Raw genomic sequence first — 26,614 nt, forward strand, 5'->3', positions numbered from 1 at the left:
TCGCCGGTCGCGCCTCTGAAACGGACGCCACGTGCGTTCCGTTCACGGCGATCGCGCCGGGTGGTCACCGGGCCACCGGACCGTCCGGCGGACCGGACCGGGCTGTTCGGGCCGGCGGTTCACCGGTCGGTGGCCGGCCCTGGGTCGGGGTCACCCGGGACGCCGGACGGGAAGAAGAGCGCGAAGTCGTCGGCGAAGTCGTTTGCGGCATCCGGTAGCCGGTGCGGCTGCAGCAACTCGGCGATCTCGTCCGGCGACAGCTCCGCGACGGTCTGTGCGAGCAACGGGTACGTCAGTGCGCCGATCCCGTGCTCCCGGGCCGCGACGAATCCGACCGCCAACAGGTTGCGTCGGGCCTGCCTCGGGTCCGACGGTGCCACGTCGGCCACCCCCAGCCGGTCGGCGAACGCGGACAGCGCGGCGACGAGCGCGTCGGGATCCCGCTGTCCCGGGTCGACACCTGCCGCGTCCAACAACGCGTCGACCACGTGGTACGCGGTGAACGACCCGCCGTCGCGCTCGACGGCGAACGTTTCCGGGTCCGGGCCGATCTCGTCACCATCCGGGTTGTGCTCGTCACCGAACGCGGCGCGGAACAGCTGCTGGTCCTCGTCGCTGATCTCATGGATCGCGCCGATCCCGACGTCGGGCAGCTCGGCCGGCCGCGACTGCGGGCGGTGGATGCGCACGTCGCCCTGCTGCGGCGGGACGCCCCCGGCGGATTGAAGTGCGCGGACGGTACCCAGGGCCGCCCACCACAGGTGCCACGGAAGGTCCCGCGACGGTGAACCCATGACCACAGCGGGATCGCCCTGCTCGATCTGTGGTTCGTCGCCGGGTATGCCGATCCAGAGCCGCCCGTCGACCACTCGGTATTCGATCGTTGGTGCCCGCACGTCCCGGCCGCCGCGATGACTGAGGTCGACCTTGCCGTCCGGCAGAGCCGGTACGGGCGTGGCGTGCACCTGGTAGAAGGCGGCGAACGGGCGCATCGTGGGGGCGAACGTCGCACCGATCGCCACGAAGTGAGCCGCCAGTTGGTCGTCCGGTTCGACCAGGTCGACACCGAGCAGCAGGCGACCGGAGTCGCCGAGCGACTCGGCGAGTCCCACTGCCTGCTCCGCCGACAACAGGGGTCCGGTCGTCGCGCTGTCGGCGGTCACCTCGACGAGCGCACCGGCCGGCAGGTGGTCACGAAGCTCGGCCAGGACCACACCGGCCTGTGTCGGGTCGGCCACGTGGACGACCACCAACGGATCCGATGGCGGAGGCAGCCGGTGCGGCGGTGCGGCGGACGAGCCCGCCGGCCGGACGAAGGTCCCCGCCGCGCCGAGATCGACCAGCTCGTACCCGTCGATCGGCGACAACCGGGCTCGCGGCTCCACGCTCCAGTCGCGTACCGATCCACCGGCTTCGAACTCGGACTGCAGATGCAGGGCCGGTGCCTCCACCGGCCGGGCTCGGTACTCGAGTTCCAGCTCCGTCTCCGTACGGTGGAACTTCGCCTCGCCGGCCTGCAACCGGTGCCGGAGCCGCGTCCCGGACGGCACCGAACTCGGCGCCGCCCGCAGCCGCCCGATCTCCTGCAGCTCGGCACTGGGATCGAATACGTAGCCCTGGTCCTGGTTGCCCAGGACCTGCCGGAGGGCGATCTCCGGTAGCACGTCCTGCGGTGGTCCGAGCCGGGCCAGGAAGTCGGTGACCGCCGGGTTACGGATGACCACCCGGCTGGCCGTCGACCACAGGTCCAGTCCGGCGTCGCGGTCCTGGCGCTCCGCGAGGGTGGCCCGGTATGCATTCCCCGCCTGTTCGAGGTGCAGCATCTCGTGGACGACATCGCTCAGCACGTCGTCGACCGGTCGGTCGGTAGAAATCGACAGGAGCCAATGGCCGCTGGTGAAGGTACCCCAGGTGAGCGCGTCGTCGGCGGTGCGGGTCACGAAGGTGATTTCAGCCGGTGGCGGCAGCCCGATCCGATCGGCGATCAGGGACACGATCCACCGCCAGCTGGCAATCTGCCGGGAAAGCCGCTGCGCCTCGTCCGGTCCCGACGTGCCGGCCAGATCCTGGTACGCGGATCGCGCCGCCGCGCGTACCTCGGCGAGGACCGCCGGGTCGGCGACACGGAAGAACCAGCTTTCCCGCGCGGTCGTCAAGCCGAGCAGGGCGTCGTGGGCGTCCAGGAAGGCGGCGGTGTCCGCCGTCTGGAAGACGTCGACCTCGATCTGCCGGGACTCGGTGCTGATCCCGCCGGCCGGCCCGGGTCGCACCTGCCACCCTGCCGCGACCAGATCCGCCACCAGCCAGTTGAGGCCGGCCTGCAGCAGTGCCTCGTCGATCGGTAGCGGACGCAGCGCCCGCAGCACGTTGCCGTCGGCGTCGACCTGGGCCCGCACCAGCACGTCCCGCCCGTTCACGGCACCCAGGTACAGGCCGTGTCCCGCGAGCAGGAAGTCGTCGCGAACCCGCCGACCGTCGTCGACGATCCACTGGACGAACGCCGATGCCGTGTCGCGCGGTGTCCGCCGAACCACCGCCGGCTCCTGACCTTGTCCCGGCTGATCCCGTCGGTCGTCCGCCGAGGTCCAGTCGGCTTCCCGAGCGCGGCGGTAGAAGTACCGGACGTCGGCTGGCGACAACGCGTCACCGGTCCGGGTCCCGGCCGCGTCCTGGCCGGGCCGGTCGATCGGGACGGCCGTCGACGGGTCCGGTGCCACCGACGACGGGTCGGATTCCGGCCGTACGGTGTCGCGGTCGACCGGGTCGGCGAGCGCGACGCCCAGTCCACCCAGGCGTTGGTCCAGTCCGGCCAGATCGGCCCGGAGCTGGTCGGCCCGGAGGTGGTCGGCCGCCACCGGCCCGTCGGTCACCGGCACCAGCAGCACCGGGACCGGACCGGCCGCGTCGACGGCACGCCGGAGGGCGTCGGCCAGTTGCACGATGAGGCCGGCCCCGCCGGGCAGCGACCAACCGGCCGGGGCGAGATCGGCCGTCGCCGCGTACGCGACCACCAGTGTTCCGTCCACCGGGGAGATTCCGGCCGGCGGGTGGCCGTCGCCCAGCCACCAGAGGCGTCCCTCGCCGTCGAGCGGATCGGGAACACTCGACTCGACAATCGTGGCCGTCGACCGCGCGTACCGTCCGGCGAGCTCCTGATCGCCTGCCCGCCGCTCGGACGGGTCCGGGGCGAGTTCGAGGATCCGGATGAGTCGTACGGTCGGATCGGTGGCCGGATCGTCGGCCCGGGCCTCGGCGAGCAGCCGCTGGACGAGTGGCTCGCCGACCAGGTCCGACCCGACCCGCTGCGGGTCGAGCAGGGCGATCGCCCGATGGGCGGCGGCGAGCCGGGCAGCGGTCACGCCGTCGGCACCGTACGCCCGGACCGCCACGTAGCCGATCGACGGAAGCTCGGCGCGGGTGACCCCGAGCTGGTCGGCCAGCCGGTCCATCCCGGGTTGCTGGCTGCGGGTCGCCGGGGTCGACGGGCCGAGGCCGGCGGCGGCCAGCAGTGCCCGGGTGATCGCCCGAGGGTCGACAGCGGCATCCGCGTTCGCCGGTCGGTACGTCAGGTCCTCGGCCGGCACCGTCGAGCCGAAGATCCTGGTCAGCAACAGATCGGCGGGGCTCGGCGGCACAGTGGCGGGTGCCACGGGCGACGGAGCCAGGAACTCGGCGAGTTCCGACCGTGCCGGTGGCGCCTGGTCGCCGGGCGGGTTCACGTCGACGTCCGGGCCGAACGTGGCGAGCAGGTCCCGGATCTGTACGGCCGCCGCTGCCGTCGACTGGTCCGGATCGTCCGCCAGCCTGGTGAGTACGGCGAGGTCCGGCGTGACGTGCGTCGGATCCTGTGCCCACAGCGACAGCAGCCGGTGCTCGGCGTCGGTCTGCTGTCCGGCGGCGTGGTCGGCCACGATGGTCGACAGCGCGGTGGAGGTGGGGTCGGCCACCGGTGACCCCGCCGGCAGGGCCGGTCCGCTGTCGACGCCGGTTCCCCGGTACCCGGAGCTGCGCGGCGGGTCGGTGACCGACCGGGCCAGCGTGTTCGACTGGAGTGAGTCGGGGTCGCCCACCGACCGGACGATCCCGGCCCGGTCGATCACCACGGCTCGGGCGTGGGTCTCGGCGTCGAGGTCGAACGGGGTGGTTTCCGGATCGAGCAGGACGGGGCGACCGTCCGAGCGCAGGTCCAGCCAGCGCACGCCGTAGGGAGTGTGGTACGCCGCGTAGACGTGGCCGCTGTCCTGGTTGGCCCGGTCCAGCAGCACCACGGCTGTCGACCCGGGGCCGAGGTCCGCCTCGCCCAGCCGGTCGGTCAACGACTCCCACGTCCCGAACCGTTCCCAGTCCCGACGGTCCGCCAGCCACGATCCGGCCGTCCAGCCGAGGTCGCTGTCGTCCCTGGTCCGTGAGACCCGCACGGTGTGCGCGACGGGTCCGCCGCCCGCCGGGTACAGCCGGGCGACCAGCGACCGCGCCAACTCCAGGCACTCGGCCAGGGACAGGCGGCCGTGGTGCGCGGCCGACCGCAGACCCTCGTCGACCACCTCCCCCACGAGCTGTTCCAACGTGTCGTCCGCGAGGACCGGAGGCAACGCCGCACCGTCGCCCGACCGGGCGCGATCGGCCCCGCCCGACCGCGCGTCGTCGGGGCGCACCGGCGGCACACGGTCGTCGGGGGGCGCCGGCGGCACACGGTCGTCGGGGGGCGCCGGCGGCACACGGTCGTCGGGGGGCGCGAAGAGCCCAGGTGCCGGTTCCGGCACGATGCCGAGGTGGTACAGGTCCACGGCTTCCCGCTGGTCGTCCGGGTCGGCGAACAGCGCGTCGATGAGCCGACGTGCCGGCAGGGTCCGGGCCGGCTCCACCGGCCCGGCGATCCGCAGGCTGCCGTCGCGCCCGTCGCTGACGGCGGTGCCGTCCGGCGGCAGCGCGTCCGGGGGCAGCTCCTGATCCAGGTACGGGCTGCCCCGCATGGACAGCGCCAGGCTGGCGGCGCTCAACCGGGCCAGCCCCTGCAGGTACTGCGGACGCAGCCGGGTGCCGCCGAAGATCCGCATGGTGAGCCCGTCCGCCACGTCGATTTCGAGCATCGACGGGTAGATCGCGTCCAGCCGGTCAGCGGTCATCATCCGCCGGATCGTCGCGTCATGACCGTCGACCAGATTCCTCAGTCGGGTCGCCGCCGCATCGCTGAGTCCCCCGTCGTGAGGGCGGGCCCGGATCGTCACGTCGACGTCGATCTCCTCGACGAGGCGGCGGATCTCGCCCGACACCTGGCTGAGGAGACGATCACGACCGGTCACCGGGAGAGAGATCTGGGCGCGGTCGAACTCATGCGACGCGACGACGCCGGGCGTACCCAGCAACCGGTCCAGCGCGGCGGTGTTCACGTCGTCGGTGGGAAACGCAAAGCTGACCTCGACCGTCACCTGGCTGGTGTCGTCCGTTTCGATCAACGGCCACCGATCACGCAGTGGAATCGGATCCAGGCTCGGGTCCTGTTCGAGTCGCTGCCGCAGCAGCACGCGCCGCGCCTCGAACAGCTCTGGCGATTCGACCAGGCGCAGCGGTTCGCGACCGGGGGCGTAACTTCCGTAGTGCGTACCGTCCCGCCACAGGTGCAGGCTCCGGGCCGACGACGGCCCGAGACCGACGGAGCCCTCCGACGAGGTCAGCACGATGGTCAGGTCGAGTGCCCGGGCCACGACGGCGACGGCTGACACCGTGGCGGAGCTGCTTGCCGCGTCCGGCCGGGCGAGCAGCGCGGAAAGCAGCTGAGCTGCGGTCGGCAGGGCGGAGCCGTCCTGGGTCAGCTGCCGCAGCGCCGCCAGGAGCGGATCGCGGTCGACCAGTTGCGGGTGCGTCCGCGACAGCAGGTGCACCAGCAGCCGGGTCCGGTCGCCGCCCTGGTCGATGTCGGCGGCCACCGCCTGCCGTAGCCGGGTCCGCGCGAGATCGGTGGCGTCGGCGGTTACCCCCGACAGGTCCACGTCAGGACGCAACGTCAGCAGCAGGCTCAGTGGCAGTGCGCCGGCGACCAGCTGCCCGAGGCTGGGCATCGACGCGGCTACCGCCGCGTTCGAGTCCACCTGCCCGGCCACGTACCGGCCCAGCCCGTCGACGGTGGTGACCGCCGCCGGCAACGTGACGGACTGACGGCGGGCAGCGTCCAGCAGGACGTCCAGCAACGACGCCTCGCCCGGCGGCAGCCCGCTGCGGCGCAGCACCGACGGGTCCGGCCCGGCGACCGGTCGGGCCCCGCTGTCGACCCCGATGGCAGCGGCGTCGTCCACTGTGTCGGTCGGATGCCCGCGCGCACTGAACCACTGGCGCCACTGCTCCAGCGGCAGGTCACCGCGGCGGATCTCGGCCCAGAGGGTACGGGTGGCCTGCGCCCGCTCCCGCGCCACCGCCGTACCGTCGTCGGCGGTCGCCAACTGCCGCGCGGCCCGGACGCGGTCCACGAAGTCCGACCAGAACGCGGGCGGCAGGGTGACCCCGGCGAGATCAGCGGCGCGCATGTCCGAGGTGAGCAGCTGCTGCTCGGCCAAGGTGTCGAGCAGGATCGCCGGGTGTTCGGCGCCGGCATGGGTGATGTCGTCGTCGCGCCACGGCGCTGCCAGCCCGAGCCGCTGCGCCTCCTCCGCGCCCAGACCGATCGGCAACCCTGCCTGGCCGGGACCTGGATGGACCGGCGTGACCAGGAACGTCGCGGCACCCTGCCACCGGTCGGTCGGATCCGTGAACAGTTCAGCCAGGAATTGCACGCCGGCCTGGTCGGGAGTGTCGGACAGTCGCCAGCCGCCGGCGGTACGGGGGACGTCGGCAGGGGCGGTACCGCTGCCGGCACCAGTCGGCTCGAGGTCGACGGAGTTCTCGTCGGCAGCGTCCACCAGGCCCAGGGCGAGTTTGACGTCGAACTGCACCGGCCCCAGGTCCAGCGTCACCGGATCGAACATGCGCAGCACCAGCGCGCCGTCCGACCACTCGATCGCGTCACCGCCGAGCCCGTCGCGCCCGCGCAGGTCCCGTACCCGACCGGTGGTGGGATCGGTGGCGAGCCGGATGAGAATGTCCGCATGCCGCTGCGTCAGATTCCGCAGTGCCACGGCGGAGTCCTCGTCGACTCCGTCGACGGTGACGGTGAACGAGTCGGGCGTCGGACGGGCACCGTACCGGCGAAGGACGTCGAGGAGGTAACCCAGCTGGCGCCAGGGTCGCTGGGCCGCGCCGAGATCCAGCGAGAATCGCACCGTGTCCCCGTCGAAGTCGCGGTACACCTGGTCCGGGCCGATCCCGGCCCGCCCGGCCGCCTGCTCGATCCGGCGGGCCCGATCGACCGGATCGACGACGGTCCACGGATTGGTGGACCGCGCCACCGGCAGGTCGACGGCGAAGTCGACCCGTACGCCGTGGCTGCCGCGACCGGCGCCGGGCAGCAGCCCGGCCGCGTCGTCGTCGGTGTACGGGACGGGATGCAGGCCGAGCCGGATCCGTTCGGTGACCCATCTGCGCAGGCCGGTACGGGTGTGTTCGGCCGGAGCAGTGAGCTCGGGAGCCCGCCAGGCCCGGTCCACGGGATCGACGCCGTCGGGCTGGCCGGTGTCCGCACCGTACGCGTCGCCGACGAGCCGATCGTCGTACACCGTTGCCGCCCAGGCATCCTGGTACCGGCTCAGCGCGGGCATGATCCAGTCGGCGTCACGGTCCGGGTCCGGCGGCAGGCTGTTCAGCGTGGCGTGGGCCCGCGCCCGGACGCCGTCCGGCAGTGGCAGTTGTTCGCCGCGCAGCAGCCGGACCGCGTCGCCCACGGTCAGCTCTGCTCCAGGGAACTCGCCGAGGACCTGCTCCGGGGTGGAGAAGACGAGCAGCAGTTCCGACCCGGTCATCGCCGTGCCGCGCCGCTGCCGGAGTTCCTCGAGTCGAGCTCGCCCGTTCGCCGTCAACGCCGGCACCACCCGGTCGACGGTCACCGGTGCGACGAGGTGCTCCGGCACCGCCTGCCGGACGACAGGATCGGTACGGACCGGACCGATGGCCAGTGGGGGCGGCTCGTAGGACCAGCTGTTGCCGACCGGATGAGGCCCGACCGCAGCATCCGGGTCCGGATCGGCCGCAGGATCAGGAGCACCGGGTACGGCCGGCACCGGGGACTGGTCCGCGTCGGGGCCGGACTCCGCGTCGGAATCCGTGTCGCTGTCCTGGTCGCTGCGTGTGTCGACGGTGATGACAATCGGGGGCAGGTACACGAACTCTCCGTCGCCCGACGCGGGGGCAGCGGATCGATCGTCGACCGGGCCGCGAGCCGGCCTTCGGTCCGGCCGCGAGCCGTCGATCACGTACAGCGACTGGAGTTGGACCCGGGCATGATCGTCCGGCACCACCTCGAGCAGTTCCCGGGCCAGGTCGACCGGGTCGAACACCGACCGGTCGAGATCCGGGAGCGGGGGGCTGTCGGTCGCCCGGGTGAACACCGGTCCCCCACCCGACCCGTCGAACTCACTCGACCCGGCGACCTGGACGAACGCCGAGAAGAGCAGCGCCGCACCCTGAAGTCGGGTCCCGCTGACGTCGGGAAGCAGGAACGTCACCGTGTCCGTCGGACGCCAGTCGACATCGAACCGCAGTACCCGGTCCGGACGGCCGTGGTCCTCGAGGAACGCCGGGACCGTCGGATACCCGTACCTGATCGCGTCCATGCCGCCAGCGTTCCCAACCGTCGGGAGCAGACCCAGCCGGTGCAGCACCGGTTGGGCGGCGTAGAACCTCTCCGCCAACCGCAGGTAGGCGGCGGGGTCGGTGCCGTACCCGGTCTGGACGGTGATCGAGCTCACCGGCGGGAGTCGATCGGCGAACCGCTGGTACGCCCGCCAGAAATCACCGTTGCCGGGCAGCGCGACGCTGTCCACCGTCCCGCCGATCGTCTGCCGGCTGTCGACGCTGACCCCGAGCTCGTTTGCCAGCTCGCTGATCGCGAGCGGATCGACGGCGTCCGACCGGAGGAAATCGATCGATACGCCGTCAGGCACCGGCAGGTCGACAAGGTACGGCGTACGGGCCCGCAGCGGGTGGGTGGCCTGATCGGCCGCCGCACGGAGCAGATCGAAGGAGTCCTCCGGGTGGTCCTGTGCGAGCCGGGTCAGCGACCAGGCCGTCAACTCCGCATGGTCGATGCGCAGCGTCAGTACGGCCTGCCGGGCGGCCCGGCTGTCCTGCGGTAGGTGGCGCAGGATCTGACCGGTGCTCCGTACCCACTCCAGGTCGTCGGTGCGCAGATGGGCGTCCCGTTCGAGGCGACCGATCCAGTCCGCGAACTGGGTCCGGATCGTCTCGACGTTCGACTTCCCGGTCGGAGCGAGGTCCTGCGCCGCGATCGCCACCACCTCGGGCCGTTGCCGCAACTGGTGGGACAGGGTCACCAGCTCGGCCGGGCGAAGCCCCGCGCTCGTCGCGGTGGAGACGATGTTCCTCGGCAGTCGGGAGGTCTCCCAGATCTGCTCGAGCGTCGTCGGACCGTACCGCGCTCGTCGGTCGGCCGGTAACTGCTCGGCGGGCTCGAAGCGCCGATCGGGCGGACCGGCGGTCAGCCCACGCAACCCGTCGGCGTCGGTGAGCGTGTCGGGGTCGATCGCCCGGTCACCGGCGTACGCCAGGATCAGCCCGGGATCGGCGACGCCCAGGCGTTCGGCGATGACCGGCAGATCGGTCGGCACCCGACCGATCGTCACGCTGAACGACCGTACCCACGCCGCATCGACCCGCAGCGTGGCCGCCAGGGTCGCGATGTCGTGCGGGTCGAGCTGCGCGTCGTCGGCGAGCAGGCGCACCATCTCGTCCCAGTCGCGGACCATTTGGTCCCAGTCACCGACCACCGTGCCAGCGGGGGTTCGGGCCCGCAGGAAGGGCGGCCGCACACCGAGGATGCGGGCGGCGTGAACGAGACGTTGCTCGAAGCGCGGATCCGACGGCTGCGGCGACCCGCCGGTCTCAGCCTGCCCGGTCTCAGCCTGCCCGGCGGGGTGGTCGGCCGGTGAGGTCTGCGCGTCACGCTGCGCCTCCAGCGCCGCCAAGGTCGCCGGGACGCTGTATGTGGTGCCGGCCCCCAACAGGACCGGATCGACCTGCTGGTCACGGGCGTCAGTGAACAACTGACTCACCGGTACCCCGAACTCGTTCGCCAGCGTCGGCAGTTCGGACGGCACCCGGTTGATGGCCACGCTGAGCCTTCGCACGTCGTCGGCGGGCACCCCGATCGACGTCGCCAGCTGCAGGACGGCCCGGTGATCGAGCCAGCGCCGTCTGGCGAAGTCGGCAGCGAGGTCGACGTCCGACGTCCCAGGCAACCGCTGCGACCACCAGTCGAACAGCCACGCTTCACCGCTGTGGGCCTGCGGTCGGGCGTTGCGTCCCGGGCTGGGCGCTCCGGCGAGCCCGTCGGCGACGTCCTGGTCGGACATGGTGTCCACCGTGCGGTGCAGCGGCATCAGCGACAGCGCCCGCTCGTGCAGGGCGGCCACCTGCGACAGCTGTGTGGCGAGGGCGGTGACGTCCCGGCCGCCCTCGGCTCCGTGCGGCAGGTCTGCGGCGAGTTCCAGTGCGGACGCCGTCAGCGTGGCGAGTGCCCGTACGTAGGCGACGTCCGTGTTGTGCAGCGCGACGACGCGCAGCGGCAGGAGGTCGGCCCGGTCCTGCGGCCGGTCGAAGGCGGCACGGGCGCCGGCGCGTGCCGCCTCGGCACGGGTCAACTCGCCGACCTGCCGGTCGACCTCGTCGACGCGGGCCCGTAACCGCTGGCCGAAGCGGATCGATGTCGTCCGTGCGGCGTGCTGGACGGCTGCCGTCACCGCGTCGGCCGCCGGATCGGGCCGGTCGTCGCCCGTGCCGATGGACTCCACCGACCCGCGTACCGTCTCGACGTAGTCGGCGACGACCTGGTCGACCTGGTCGACGAGACCGTCGAAGCCGTCGAACATGTCCTTAAGGCTGGTCCGCAGCTGCCCGGTGAGCCGTTCGACGACCGTGTCGAGGCCCGACGCGGTACGTTCGTCGGCCGGCCGCTCGACAATCGTCGTCAGCTCACGCACGACCTGCGCGATGGGCTCGCTCGTGTCCGGGTCGAGCATCTCTCGCAACCCGTCCGCTGGATCGCCCTCGGCGAACAGCATGCCACCGCCGACGAGGTTCCGGGTGATCCTGCGGACCGCAGCGGCCACCGTGTCGTCGGACTCCTGCCGCGCCGTCAGCCGCTGCGGCAGGGTGTGGGTCAACGTCTCGACCATCGCCGACAGGTCCACAGCCGTCCGGTCCAGATCCTGGAGCAGTCCGTCGACGACGCCGGACAGCCATGGTCGGAGCGCGACGAGCACCTGGTGTCCGGCATCGTCCGCGCTGGTCGGGGCAGGTGCGGCGAGCGTGCCTGCCAAGGCGGCGCTGCGGGTACGGGCCACCGACAGTTGCTCCGAGAGCTCGACGATGGCGAGGTCCTCGATCGAGCTCACCCGGTTGGTCAGCTCCGGGAGGTAGCGGCTGAACCAGGCCGGTCCGTAGTGTCGGCCATCGGGCCCGGTCGTCCATCGGAAGACCAGCCGGAAGACCCAGGGAACCCGCAGCTGCTCATCCAGCATCAGCGAGCTGTTCCGTGCGTTCAACCTGAGCTGGTCGACGAGGTCCTGCTCGGTGATCTGGTCCGGCCGGCGCACACCGGTCTCCGTACGGGCGAGCGGCGCCCGGAACGGCAGCAGGTGGCGTGGGTCGACGTCGAGCGACCGCGCGGTCCGCAGCAGCAGCGCCGGATCCACGTCGAGCAGCAGCGCCAGTTGGCCCAGGTCGGTGGGGACGCGACCGATCCGCTCGGCGAGGTCGACCAACGCCGGCAGGTCCCGGTCCGGCAACCCGGCACGGTGGCCGGCGATCAACAGTGCCCGTGGGTCGGCCCATGGCACGTCGGCCGTCAGCCGGGTGAACTCCGCCACCGTGATGTTGAGCCGGGCCGCCCATTCGGCGGCCTCGACGGCCGGATAGACGTTGCGGGGCAGCCCGGCGTGCAGGGCCGCGCTCGGCGCCACCTGGCCCTCGGCGAGCAGTTGCAGCTCGTCGCGGATCAGCTGCAACGGCACGTCGCCGAGGGCCTCGTGGGCCAGCAGCAGCAGATGCCGGGACGGCTGCAGGAACGCCAGGTCACCGACAAGAAAACCCAGCCTGCCGGAGAGGGTGAGATACCGGCGGAGGTTCGCGCCCGAAACGTGCTGCTCCGCACGCAGCGCGGCACGTACCCGTTCGGCGACCGCCGCCGCCTGCCGCCGGGAGCGGGCGGTGGCCGACAGCCCGGACTCCGGGTCACCCACCGCCTGGGCCGCAGCCAGGATCTGCCGCTCGATGACGGCCAGGTGCTCCGGCCGGACACCGAGTTCTGCGGCGAGCAGTTGCACCGTGTGGCCGTTGCGCAGGCCCATCAGCGCCCAGGGCACGACGACGCTGTCCGGCTCGCCGGGCAGCGCCCGCAGCGCGGGATCCTGGAGCCGGTCGAGGGCACCGAGTTCCTGGCGCAGCTGCGCCACCACCAGTGCCTCCCGCACCAGTGGGTCGGGCAGCGAGTGCAGCAACTCGACCGGTACCTGCTGGTCGGCGAAGGAGCGCAGGAGCGGCAGGTCGGTAGCGGACAGTCCGAGCCGCGCGCCGATCTCACCGAGCCAGCTCAGCTCGTGGGTGGTGGGTACGCCCGACTCGGTGCGCAGCCGGGCCACGGTGACCGCACCGCCGGCCGCCGTCAACGTCCGGATCTGCGGTGCGAACATCGCCAACGCGCGCGGGTCGACGGCGAGCTCGATCGCCAACCTGAATGCCGGTCCGGCGTCGGCGAGGCCGAGGTGGCGGGCGGTCTCGTCCGGGTCCGGCACCCGCCCGATCGCCTCGGCCCAGGACAACAACCGGTCGTCCAGCGGCAGTCCGGCGGCGTCGGCGAGGGTGGTGAGTTGCTGCGGGGTCGTCGCCAGCAGCGGGTCGTCGAGGACTCGCGTCCACCGGTCCGCATCGACCCCGGCCGGTGGTGCCTGCCCGCCGTCCACCGGCGACGGTGCGGACGGATAGTCCGGCGGGTCCAGGTAGCTGGCGAGCTCCTGTGGTGCGGCGGCGTAGTGCTGCCGCACCTGGGCGGCGGCCGCTGGGTCGAGCAGCACCTCGACCTGGCCGGGAAGCTGGACCACGGTGGACGCCGAACCGGGGCCGGTGGCCGTGACGGTGGCTTCCAGCCGGGCCGCGACGACGACCTGCGGGCGGTCACCGACGCGGACCACGCCCGCCGGCACGGCGTCGCGCAGCGTGAAGTGAACGCCCGACGCTGCGGGGTCTGCCGCGAGCCGGTGTCGCAGGTATCCGTGCAGGGCATCCGGCGTGCTGCGGTTCTGCCGAAACTCGGCGTCCCGCCTGACCAGCCTGGACAACGCGTGGAGCGTGTCGGCGGTGATGGTGCCGACGGCGGCTCGGCCCTGTGACCACCAGGCCGGTTCGATCGGCAGCACCCGGTTGCCGGCACCGTCGAAAGCTGGTGGGACTGCCGCCGGGGTGGGTGCGACCGGGCGGACACTTTCCACCACGGACAAGGTGCCGGTGCCGAGGGTCGTCCCGGTGCCGTCGCGCAACTCGACGGTGAGGGTGACCGGACCGGCGTACTCGGGGCCGTGCACACCCACCCCGGTCAGCCGGTACGGGCCCGACCGGCGCGCCTGGACGACCAGCTCGAGACCGGGCAGGCCGGCCGGGGGGTGCTCCGGCCGCAGCACCAGACCCGCGTCACCCGACGCCGCCGCCATCCTCCCGGCCAGCGCGCCGGGTCCGAGCAGACTCGTCAACGTGACGGCGCGGCTCGATTCTCCGGCCACCTGCCACCGGTTCCGGTCTGCCGGACGCCCGTCGGAGTCCGGCGGTAGACCGGCCCAGAAGAGGAGCTCGGCGGCTACGTCGGCGGCGGCGAGTGCCGCGCGGTCCGCCGGAGCGGGCGACGGTACGAGCGCGACGGTCTGCCGGCCCGCCCCGACCTGCGACACCGGCAGCTGAGCGGGGACGATCCCCGCACCGGGATACGCCAGCGGCAGGTACCGATCCGGGGTGATCTCGGCGACCGGGATCGGCGGACGCTGCGGATCGCCGAAGGTCCGGACCGTGCCGTCCGGCGCCCAGATGGCGACGTGCGGCTGCCCGCCACGGTCCGCCTCGACCAGATCCGCCGCCGCCGCGACGGCACTGGCCAGCTCCATCGGCTGATAGGACGACGGCTGCAGCCCGAACTGCGCTGGTGTGTCGGACAATGTCCAGCCCGGGACGACACCGCTGGTGACCACGAAGCGCACCCGGGTGGGGTCCGGCGGCGCCGACGCCCGGGCACCCACCTGACCGTCCCAGAACGTCACCCTGCCGTCGGGGCCGCGCAGGACGTTGAAGGCGTGCGAGACACCACCGTCGGCACCGTCGACCAAAACGATTCCCGAGGCGCGGTCGGACATCGCCCCGGCCATCAGCGTCTCGACCGCGTCGAGACCGGCCACTTCCCGCAGTTCGGCACCGGCGTAGAACTCCAGGGTCTGCACCTCGGTCGCCACCGAGGCCGGTGCCACGAAACGCTCCCGTCCCGCCGACCGCCAGGTCGAGTCGGTGACGATCGACGTGAAGATGCAGTTGGTGACGGACCGGTCCGGGTTGACCCGGTCGATGCTCAGCTCGGGGTTGTCCGCGAGGAACCGGCGCTCGTCCAGCGGGGGGCCCACGGGCACCCAGCCACGCCGGTCCACCGGCCCGGCGCCGGCCAGGTCCCGGGCCGACTGCCCGTCCTTACCATCGGTGCGTCGACCGCCGCCAACGCGGCGGGCACCGACGGGGCGCGGGTCGGATCGGGTGGTCGGGGCGGTCAGCTCGGTCAGCAGCTGTCTCTGGCGGGCCGGCTGCGTCCCGTCCCCGGGCCGGTCCGACGTACGGTCCGGTCCGCCGTCGACCGGTCCGCCGTCAGTGGGTCCGCCGTCAGTGATGAGCCGGTCGCCACCGGATGCCACCAGGCCCGGTACGTCGGCCGTCGACACCCGGGCTTCGACCATCGCCACCACCCAGCGCACGATGGACGGCGCGTCTTGCCACTGCGACGCCGTACGGGCCTTCCAACCGGGCGTACCGGTCACCCGGAACAGCACCGTGCGGTGTGCGAGTGCGTTGGGCGGAAGGTCGGTGCCGGCGTGCTGGCCCGGCACCCGCCGTACCCGCCGGTCGCCGGTGTTCACCGCGGAGCTGGCGGCGATCTCTTCACCACCGGTCGCCGACAGCACGAGGTAGTCGACCTGTGCGGTGCTGAAGTTGCCCGGGGCGATCCCGAACGCCGGGTCGACCTGGTCGCGGGCGACCCAGAGCGTCATGCCTGCCTCGCCCTGCAGGATTCCCTCACGCGCGGCGGCACTGGCCGACCCACCCTTCGTCGACCTGATCGGCGCGTGCTCGATGACACCCTTCCCGCCGCTGCCCACGACAACCGGAACCGGGTTGCCGTCGACCAGGTCGTTGGAGAGTTCCCAGGGCGTGGCGGCGACCGGTTCGATCGACAGTTTTCCTCGATAGTCGATGGGGTTGATCGCGTCCACCGTGGTGAAGGTGCGGGTGGTCCCGCCCGGCCGGAGCAGTCGGTGGACGGTGGCGGCGCTGGTCGGCCCCTTCAGGTAGTTCTCGACCTCCCGCCGACCGTCAAAAGTGTCGGTGACATCCGGCAGGATCTGTCGGGCCACCGCGAGGAGCTCGTCGCGACCGTTGAACCAGCTGATCCGGATCGCCGACGTCACCGGATCGTACGGGGTCAGCGCCGGCATGCCGGGGCGTGGATCGGTGGCGAGCGACCGTGCCGGCGCATACCAACGCGGCGGGGCGACCTGCAGCGGCGCGGGGGTGGTGTCGCTGATCGCTATCCGCGCAGTGGCCACCGCGTCGACCCAGTCGGACGTGTCCACCTGGTTCCTGGTGAACATCGCCAGAGCGTTCAACAGGGTGTTCAGTACCGGCCGGGTCCGGACCCGGATGGCCAGCTGGACGGGGAACGGGAAGTCGACCATCCCTTCGCCGTTGCGGATCGTGAACTGGTCCGTCTCGGTGCGGCGCTGCGAGACGGATTTCCCGGTCTCGTCGAGCACGGTGGCGGCGATCCGGCCGGTGTGCCACCGCACGGCGCCGGTGCCGGGCAGGGCGACCGGCACCGACGTGTTCACGCCGACGATCTGGGTCGTTCCGGAGCCGTCCGACTTCGATCCCGACACGATGCCGTGCGCTTCGATCCCGGACTCGGTCGAACTGCGGCCGAAGACCTTCCTGGCGTTGTCGTCGGTGTCGAACCCGCCTAACGGCTTCGCCACCAGCTCGATCCAGCCGGTGACCGCGTGGCCCCGGAAGGTGGTCGTGAACGGACGTGAGCCGATCACCACCGGGGCGGTCGTCTGCCCAGAGCTGAAGTAGGCGGGCATCCCGGCCGCCGCCACCGCAGGGTCGCTGATGTCCGCGATGCCCTGTCGGATGCCGGGCATGTACGTCGTCGACCCGGGCCGGGTGGCTCCGTCGATATGTCGTTCCACCAGGGCCAACCCGTTGCGCCACAGCGCCCGGTGCGCCGGATCCTCAGGTACCCCTGCGTCGGGCTCGGCTGTCGTCGCGGCACCGGGCTCGGCCGTCGTCGCGGCATCGGGATCGGCCGTCGTCGCGGCACCGGGTTCGGCTGTCGTCGCGATCGGGCCGATCCTGCCCAGCTCGATCGTCTGGCCGCCGGAGCCGGGCGGCACGACCCCGAGCTGCTGGGCCTCGACGGGTCCCACCTCGCGACTGGGCCGCCGCGCGGCGGCAGCGGCCGGTGCCGAGGGATCGAAGTCCGGCGGGTTCGCCTCGGTCACGACGAATGCGGCGTCGCCGGCATCCAGGCGGGCGAACAGCCGACGTGGTGGATACCGTACGCCCTCCTCGGTCACCACCTCGTGATTACGTCGCGCTGTCTCGTCGGCCTGCCGCTGGACGACCGCCTCGGTGATCCGCGACGCCAGGTCGCCGGGCAGACCATCGATCGGCGCCCCGGGCTCGCCGAGTTCGCTGCGGGCCATCCACAGGCCGACCAGTTCGTCGAAGCTGAGATACGCCTCGATCGCGTCCGGCACGTCGACCGCCAGCTGGGCCTGCTGCGGCCCGCCGCGGTTCACTGCGGAGGCTGCCGTGGTGGCGACGTTGCGTGGTGCACCGTACATGGTGCCGACGTAGGTCAACGGAATGCGGACCGGATACACCGGACCGCTGTGGGTCACCGTACGGCTGTCCGTGGCGTCCTGGGACTCGCTTCCCTGACGAGACCAGTCGATGCTGGCGCGGCCACCGAAGGTCGGAATCTCCACGCGCCGCCCACCGATGATCAGCATGAGAGCGAAGGATCCGTCCCCCCGGTGGCGGCGGGTGACTTTCCAGCTCTCGCCGCCACCGTCGCCGACCGACTGGGTGCCCTCGTAGTAGAGGCTGCTCGGGCTGCGTCCCTTGCGAGGTGGCACGTAACGCGGGCGCCCCGGGTACGCCTGCACGTCCAGGGCACCCTCGGACATGGATACCTGGCCCTCCTCCACGATCTGTTCGGTCGCGTAGGTGCCGGCCAGCATCTGGGCAAGCCGGTCGCGCAGTCGCGCCGGGTTGACGAACGCCCGCCGGCTCTGCGCCGACAACGACGCCTCACTGGCCGGGCTGTGGCCGGTGAACCAACCCCGTACGCCGCCCTTCGGCGCGCCGAAGACGTCCGTCGCCAGTTCCCTGAACAGTTGGTTCAGTGCCGGCGAGCCGGCCACCGCGGTGGCGCCCGGCAGCAACCCGTACTGCTGGTCCGGCCGCCGGTTCAGGGCTGCCTTGTCGTCCTCGGTGACCGGCCGAGGCCGTGGTCGCAGCGGCGGCGGTGCCGCTGCGCCCTGCAACACCAGCAGGTCGGGAACCCAGGCTCGGACGCTGGCGTCCTGGTACGGCGTGCTGCGGCCGTCGCCCCGGTCGATCGCGGACGTCCAGTACGGGTCGTTCGCCCCGGCGTGGTAGATCTCGGCGGAGAGCCGGCGAGGCAGGTCGAAGGCGTGAATCGGCTCGTCCGGCGACTCGATGATCGTCGAACGTTCGACGGTCGATCCGGTCGGCGTGACGTGTCGCAGCCCTCTGCGGTACTCGTACGGACCGACGCCGAACGGGACCGCCGCCGGGATGTCGGCCGCGTCGTCGCGGATGCCGACGGTGGCGGTGCCCTGCAGCCGGGCGGACGCCCGGTTGTCGGACTGCTGCTCGGCGGTCAGGGCGGTATCGCCGTCCGCGCCGAAGTAGAGCCGGCCGTCGCGGGTCGCGCCCCGGTGGATCGCGGCACCGCCACGGTCCAGCTTCCACCGCACCATCACCCGCTCGATCTCGACCTTGCTCTTCTTCTCGAACGGGATCCAGATCGCGTCGCCGTCCAACTCGTCGAAATGCGACTCGCGGAAGTCCGGGCTGGTCACTTCCAGCAGGCGGTGCAGGTTGCGGACCTGTTCCGGCCTGGCGTTCGGCCCGGTCGGCAGGAAGTGGTGCTCGCGCAGGTGCTGCTCGACCTGCTTGTCCACCCCGAGCCCGGCGGCCGGCTCGGTGGTGCGGAAATCGGTGAAGTCGGTGTGCCCTGCGGCCCCCGTACCGCCATGCTCCACGGCTGCCGGCGGGTGGATGTCGGCGTTGGGTGCGGACAGGGTCAGCGGCACCCAACGCAGCCGGCCGCCCTGACGCTGCGCGGCCAGGCCGTCGAACGACACCGGCTCGTTCGAACGGTAGCCGTCGATCAGTTCGGCGGTCCACCGCAGGTCCGTGTCGGCGACGTCGGCGGGCTTCATCTTGCCGTCCTCCGCGACGCCGTTCTCCCAGCCGCGTAGCAGTGACGCCGACCCGCCCGACTGCTGGGACCGGCTGTCCCCGGCCGACACCCGGGCCTGGCCGCCGACGATGCCCGAGCTGTACGTGCCGAAGGTCGCGGTGTCGGCCATCGACGTGTCCGCGTCGACCACGGTGAGCCCGACGCCGACGCCGACGCCGACGCCGCTGTCCAGCCCCGCCGACCCGCCCTCCGCCACCTGGTTGTGCCGGTAGACCTCGATCCGGGCATCGGGCGCCTTCGTGACCAGCCGGGACGGCGCCGGCTGCGCCCTGAGCCGGAGGATGCCGACGAACTTCCCGTCGCGGTCGAACAGCGGCGGCGACTGCACACCCGTACGCTGCAGTTTGCCGAACCCGCCGGCGAGATTGGACCCACGCAGCAACTGGCGCAGGTGACGTTGCGAGTCGGCGTTCAGCCGGTCGAGGTCGCCGAGGCGGGTACGCAGCTCCCGCTCGACCCATCCCGGATCGTGTACGCCGTCCAGGATCGCCACCGGCTGGCCGGTGAATCGAGCGGAACGGTTGTCGAGGTTCCCGGGGATCTCGGTGACCGGGCCCTTCGGGTGCGCGATGTGTTCGGGGAACATCACCGTCGTCGGCTCGGTCGACGTCAGGGTCCGGACCACGGCTGGCGGCGCGGGCGACGCTGTTGGCGGGACCGAGGAGGTGGCCGGCGCCGTCGTGGCCGGCGCCGTCGTGGCCGGGGCCGGCGCCGTCGTGTCCGGCGCAGCGATCAGTGGTACGGCCGCCGACTCGACCCGGATCCGCCAGACGAGGTCGTACACGTGCGGGTAGTGCGGCTCACGCAGCCGGTTGATGTGCGAGTGCTTGACGCCCAGCATAGTCTCGATCTGCCGGGCGAACTGGTTGTGCATCATGTTGATCGGAATGTTGATGTTCAGTGCCCGCAGCCCCGGAATCCGGTCGAGCAGGCCAGCGATGCCGCCGACCGGGATGATGAGATTCCGGTTGGTCTTCGCGGTCTGGCTGGTGTCGACCGTCGTCCCGTGGTGACTGCGGCTCTCCGCCTGGGTGTGCGGCAGGCGTACGACAGGTAGCTCCTCGGGCCGGCGGCTCCACTCCGCCACGAAGGTGACCCGGACGGCGTCGTCGCCGTCGCCGAGGACGTGCGCACTGCCGCTCGGCGTGGACGACTCCCGCAGATCCAGGCTCAGCGCCTCAGCGGTGGTCAGCTGGCGGACGCTGTCGCGGATCGCGTCGCGGGCCGACGGTGCCGCCGGTGCCGACGCCCAGTACGCGTCCAGCGCGTCGATCGCTTCCCGCTGGACCAGCACCGCTTCCGAGTCGGTGATGACCGTCTGGCCGCTGGTGTCGAAAATCGACGTGCTGCTGCCGAGGTCGGTCAGATCGGCCTGCGCGTGCCGCCGCTGCGTCCAGCCGTCCACCACGGCAGCCTGATCGCGGAACCGGACGTGCAGTTCGTCGTACACGTCGCGGCTGGTGGCCAGCTCTGCGGCGCGCCGATCCTGCTCGTCCTTTGCCGCCCGCCACTGCGTACCGATCTCCGCGGCCCGCGCGCGCAGCGGCGGCCGGCGGTCCCGCAGCGCGGTCTCCTCAGCCCAGCTGCGCACCAGCTCGTCGTCGGCGGCCCGGTGCAGGTCCGTCAGCCGGTCGATCTTGGTACGCAGCGACGCCACGTTCTTCTCGGCAGCGCTCACCTGCTGCGCCGCGCGCTCCGCCGCCCTGGCCGCAGTGGTGCGGGCGTCATCGAGCGCCGGGCGGGCCGCCGGATCGCGCTGCTTCGGCGGCAGCGCGGCCTGGGTCCGGTCGAACTCGGCGAGCGCGTCAGCCGCCGCCCTGGCCTGCCGCTGCGCCTGCGCCTGACGCTGCTGGCTGTCGGCGAGGTCCTTCTCGGCCTGGCTCAGCTCGCCGCGGGCCCGGTCGAGGTCGCCCTGTCGGGCCCGCCAGGTCTCGGCCTGCCTGCTGATCCGGACCCGCAGGTCAGCCAGGTCGCGTCGGATGTCACGCTGCTCGGCCCAGACGGCGGCGAGCCCGGCCTGATGCCGCTCGGCCTGCCGCACCGCGTCGGCGTGCCGCTGGGTCGCCAGGTCCAACCGGGCGGCCGCAGCGACGAGCTCGGAGTGAATGTTGTTGAGGCTGTCGTACTCCCGTGACCATCGGCCGAACGCCTGCGCCGAGGTCAGGCCGAGTCCGGCGTCGGGCATCGCCGGCCCACCGTCGCGATCGGGACCGGCCGGCTCGCGCAGCATCGCCGCCAGCGGCGGCGGCGGCACCACCCCAGGGACGGTCAGCATCCCGGACCGGGCGTCGTCGTAGCCGCTCAGTACGGCCACGAGGTCGAGGTTTCGGATCGGATCGGCCGGGCCGGCGGTCTCGCGGTCCCGTACCTCCCGAAGGTCCTCGACGAACGTGCCGAACAGGTCCATGGCGGCGACCGCGCCGGGATGACCACCTTCGGCGAGGGCGCGGGCGGCGGCGAGGTTGCGGGTGTTCCAGTGCCGTAGCCCGGCGCCGATCCGGTCGATGGCGGCGGCCGGATCGAGCCCGGCGGCGCGCAGCAGCGCAAGCGGGCCGGCCTGGTGCAGCGGGATGAACCGCACCTCGTACGGGTTCGCCGGCAACGCGGCCGGGGCGCGGTCACCGGCGTCCACGAACGCCACCACGCCCCGGTCGCCGTCGTCGTCTCCTACGTGGTGGACGAGGGTGAACTGCGGTGCCGCCTCCGGTGCGGCTCGGGTCACCAGGACACCGAGGGATCCGACGGGTGTCTGCCCCATCGACTGTTCGATCCGGTCGTAGCTGGTCTGCGCGGCCGGCAGGCGGACACCGGGCGCGACCGGGCCGACCCCGTTCGAGGTCGCCGCCGCGAACTGCCGTGCCGCGTCGGCATCGGATCCGCCGGCGATCCGGGCGATCAGCTGGCCGACAGCGGCCAGCCGGCGGCCACCCGGCGCGGCGCCAGCCGGAGTACCCGGTGCCGGTAGATCGCCGTACAGCCCTCGTACGACGTCCGCCGCAGCACCTCTATGGACGGTCGAGGCGGTGGGCGTCGGTCGCCACGACTGCGCGGCCCGGTCCTGCTCGGCTTCCCACCGCTGGGCCGCTGCCTGCAGAGCCGCCCGCCCGCTCGTCCGCTGCCTGGCATCCGCCTCGGCCTGTTCCGCCGCGCGCCGGTCGGCCGCAGCCGTGTCCGATTGCGCCCGCCGCTCGCTGCCGTCCTCGTCGCTGTCGCCGTCCTCGCTGTCGCCGTCCTCGCTCTCGCCGTCCTCGCTCTCGCTGTCACCGTCGCCGTCCTCGCTCTCGAGGTCGCTGTCGCCGTCGCCGTCCTCGCTGTCGCTGTCGCCGCCACGCTCGCCGTCGGCATCTGCCTGTTGCCAGAGCGGGACGAAGTGTTGGCTGGAGTGGTGCAGGTGGAAGATCGGTCCCGAGTCGCCGACGACCGGATGTGCGATGACACCGGCCGACGTCGTCTGGAAGACCTGCGCCCGAAAGCCGAACCCGGCGATGAGAGCGTTGTAGAGGTTGCGGTCAGTCACGTCCAGCATGTCGCCACTGCTGAGGTCGGCGTGCAACTGGCTTCCGGGCGGGACGTTGGCCAGCAGGTAGTCGCGAAGTCCGGCAACAGTCGTCCGGCCACGCCCCGCATGTGCCTCGATGAGCTGCCGGAACGTGTCGAGCAGGCACAGATTCCCCTGTCCGCTGGCCGTGCCAAGGGTCAGTTGCGGCGGCAGCGACGCAAGCGGCCTTCCGCCCGGGGCACTGTACGAACCGTCGGGCTGCCTGGTCCACGACCCCGATCCGGTCGCGCCAGCGAGATCCAGATCGTCGGCGGGCCCCGGGGGCACCGCAACCGACGGCTCCGGTGCCGCCGGCGGCACCACCACACCATCGGTCGCCACGAACCGCACCCGCGACAACTCCGCCGGCGCCCACGCCTGCCCACCGATCTGGTCGTCCCAGAACACCGCCCGACCATCAGCACCCCGGAACACCCGGAACGTGTGGCTGACCCCGCCATCAGCCGGTGACACCACCACGATCCCCGACGCGTCCGACGACGTACCCGGATCCGACATCGCCGTCTCGATCGCATCCAGCCCCGCCACGTCGCGCAACGGCCCGCCCGCGTACCACTGCAGCACCCCCACCTCGGTCGCCACCGACGCCGGCGCCTCGAACCGCACCCGACCACCCGTACGCCGCAGCAGGTCACCCACGACGGTGGCGAACACACAGTTCGTCGCCGACCGCGACGGATTCACCCGGTCGACCGCCAGGTACGGCTCAGCCCGCAACACCGCAGCCTCATCCACCCGGGGACCCACGGGTACCCAGCCACGCCGGTCCACCGGTCGGGCACCGGCCACATCACCCGCCGATGACCGCCCCGCGTCGTCGGCCCCGGTCGCCTGCGCCGGGTCCGGGCGCGCGGCGGCCGGGTCACCCGTCGCGTCCATGCCATCGGTCCGCCCGGGTACGGAGTCCGGCCGGACCGTGACTGGTGCCCCGCCTGGCAGCCACGTCCCGACCGGCGGCACCGGTACGACGACCAGTCCGGCCTCCGTGGCGGCGTCGGTGCCCGTACGCGGGTCGCGGCCCGCGCTGTCACGCGGATCAGCTGAACGCACCGGATTGGTACCCTCCGTCGCCGGTACCGACGACTGCCGAGCGGGAGCGGGCTCGCCCAGCTGGCGGGGTGTGTCCTTGCCGGCCCGGTCGGGTGAACTGGCCGTTGTTTCGGTGCCCGGTGACCGCGCCTGCTCGACGGCAGGCGTCCGTTGATCCACTGTGCCGGCACGGACGGTCGAGGAGTCCGCGCCCGGATCGATCGAGACGGTGACCGTCGTCGGCGCCACGGCACCGGCCGGGACGCCGTCGGCGGCGAGCGGGTCGGTGAGGCGTCCAGACTGGCGTCCGCCGGTGGCCGCGCTGTCAGCCGTACGGGATTCGGCAGGCGGGCCGGCTGCCGACGGGGCGGTGGTGGCCCGGGACGGACCGGCATCCGCCGATCCCGGTGCCCGCGCGTCGGGCGACGGAGCGACCGGTCCGGCGACTTCCTGGATCGCGGGAACGTCCATCGGCGTGCTCTCGGGCCCGCCCGGACCTCCGTCACTGCCGTGTGCGGCGACGTCGACAGCGTCCACGGCATCCACGGCGTCCACGGCGTCCACGGCACCGACGCTGTCCGGTCGTTCGGGCTGTGGGACGTCGCTGTCCACGACGACCGCCGGCCGATGCTCGAACAAATCGTCCGCTGCGGGTCGGGATCCGCCCTCGTCGGTCGTGACCGTGTCCGGCAGCGGACCGCCGTCGGATCCCCGCAGCTCGCTCCCGGCCCGGACGGCCTCCCCGGTACGGCTCGCGTCGGTGCCCCGCGCGCCGTCTCCTGCTCGGGTCGAAGCTTCCGGTTGGCGGTTGCCGCCACTGTCGGTCCGCTGCGACGGGTCGGTGGTACGCGCGGTGCCGTCGGCAGGGCGCGGCCCGCCGTCGACTGTCGTCGCGGCTGGTGGGGCACTGCCGCCGACGATCCCGGGCAACTGCTGCTCGGCACGGACGTCAGCGGCGGTCTCGCCCGTGCCGTCTGCCACCTGACCCGCCTGTCGACGATCCGCCACGGCGTCCGACCCGTCACCGGTGGTCAGTGCGTCGCCTGGGTTCGGTGCCTGCGCGCTGGTCCGCTGCCCGCTGTCCAGACCCGGTCCGGCGCTGTCGATGCCACGGACCGACGACGTCGTACCTGATGCTGCCGGAGCACCCGACAGCTCGTCGGCCCGGCCGCTGCCGCCGACCGCGTCGTCGGTTCCGGACGGCTGGTCCGTCCCCTCGCCGTCGGTCGCCGCGCCGCCATCGCCGGTTCCCGCACTCGCCGCGCCGTCACCGGTGCTGGTCCCACCTTCGTGGCCGGCCGGCGAGGAGTCGTCCCCAACCGAGCCGGTGACCATGCCATCGCCGCTGCGGACATCGACGTCCGCACTCGGGCCAGCCGTCACCTGCGGCGTCATCACGCCGCTGCCGGCCAGGCTGTCACCGCCGCGACCGGCCGTGTCGGTCGATCCGGCCGTGGCCGCGGGGCCGTCGACGGCCCCGACCCTGCCCTGACCGGCACCGCCCTGGCCCGTCCCCTGACCGGCGCCCGTCCCCTGACCGGCAGCGCCCTGGCCCGTCCCCTGACCGGTGCCGCCCGGCTGCTGGGCCTGGACGCCGGCGCCGGACCATGTACCGGCCAGACCGGGAACGCCGCTGGCGGGCAGCACGGTACCGGCGGCGTAGTCGAGGAGCCGGTTCTCCTCGTCGTCGGTCGCCCGATCCAAGTAATCGTCATCGGACCAGGTGCTGGACGCGTCGTCACCGAGCAGTCCCTGTTCCGAAAGATCACCGACCCAGCCGGTGTCCCCGTCGTCGCCGATAGCCGCACTGTCGGTGTCGTCGCCGAACAGAGTCGCGTCGTCGGCCAGAGTCGCGTCGTCGTCGCCGACCAGAGTCGCATCGTCGTCGACAAACGAGTCGGCGTCGTCCGCCGGGTCGCCCCCGCTGCTCTGCGGCACGTCCTCCCCGTCGACCGGTGCGGCGTCGTCCGGCAGCGGCCGGAAGGCGTCGTCCCAGCCGGTAAACGAAGGTAGGTTGATCGACTTGCCGAGCTCGGTCCGCGTCGGTACCGCATTGGCCTCGTGCAGGCCGCCGACGAAGGCGCTGGTGGCGGTCCCCCACCGCGCCTCGATCGGCGCGCCGACCGCCGCCTGACCGGCCATCTCCGCAGGAATCGCCACCGCGCCCTGGGCAGCACCCTTGGTGAGGATCGCCCCGGCACGGAAGACCCAGTCCTCCTTGATGAACACGGTGCCGTCCGGTAGCGCCCGGTCGATCTTGGCGATCTTGCCCGCCGCCCAACCGATCAGCTCCTGAGCACCGAAGTTCGCCAGACCCGCCACCCCGGCCTGGATGACCGTCTGAATCGTGGCGTCGCGGATCGCGTCCCAGTCGATGCCCTCGCGGTCACCCTTGCCGTCCTGACCCGCCTGGATCAGCAGCATCAGCAGCGGCTCCTGGGCCAACTCCTGCGCGACCTCGACGAAGATCTGCCGCAGGATCGCGGTGATGATGGCCCGGAACCCACTGATCACCGCCGGGACGGCCAGCGCACCGAAAAAGGAGTAGATCAGCCAGGCCAGTTGGATGGCGAGCAGCGCCAACTGGACGCCGACCATGATCTTGGCCTGCTCAAGGTCGGCGCCGCCGTTCTTCAGGTCCTTGCGCATCTCCTCGACAGTGCCGCGCAGCATGTCGATGTTCTCGATGACCTGCTTGAGTGACTCGTCGACGCCATCGGCGAACTCGCCGGAGAGCACGTCCGGCACCACGGCGCGCTGCTGCACGACCTTGTCGCGGGCGGCATCCAGGGCGTCACGGAGATTCCCCCACTCCTTGGAGTGGTCCCACATGCCGCTCTCAGACCCGACCGGCCACCGCTGACCGATGAAGAACTCGAGAATGTGGTTCAGCCAGTCCGGAATCTGAACGTCCACGGCGCATCACCGGCCGCTGCGGGCACCGGTGCGCGGGTGTTCTCCCAGCTCCACCGTCACACCCCCTGGCACCTTGACCGGTAGGGCCAGCATGCCGTTCACGAGGCCGGGGGCGGCCCGGCCGATGCGTCAGCAACCCCTGTTCAGGGAAATCCCTTGGCACCGCCACCGGCCGTCGTCGCGCGGACCGG

General features: G+C 72.4%; 1 protein-coding gene. It reads right to left on the reverse strand.

The window, feature by feature from the left end:
* Positions 1–119: 119 nt before the first annotated feature.
* Complete coding sequence (locus O7623_RS19070; protein WP_282224383.1) at positions 120–26,423, reverse strand: hypothetical protein; 26,304 nt, start codon at positions 26,421–26,423, stop codon at positions 120–122.
* Between the last annotated feature and the right edge of the window lie 191 nt (positions 26,424–26,614).

It is taken from the genome of Solwaraspora sp. WMMD791 (assembly GCF_029581195.1).
GTDB lineage: Bacteria > Actinomycetota > Actinomycetes > Mycobacteriales > Micromonosporaceae > Micromonospora_E.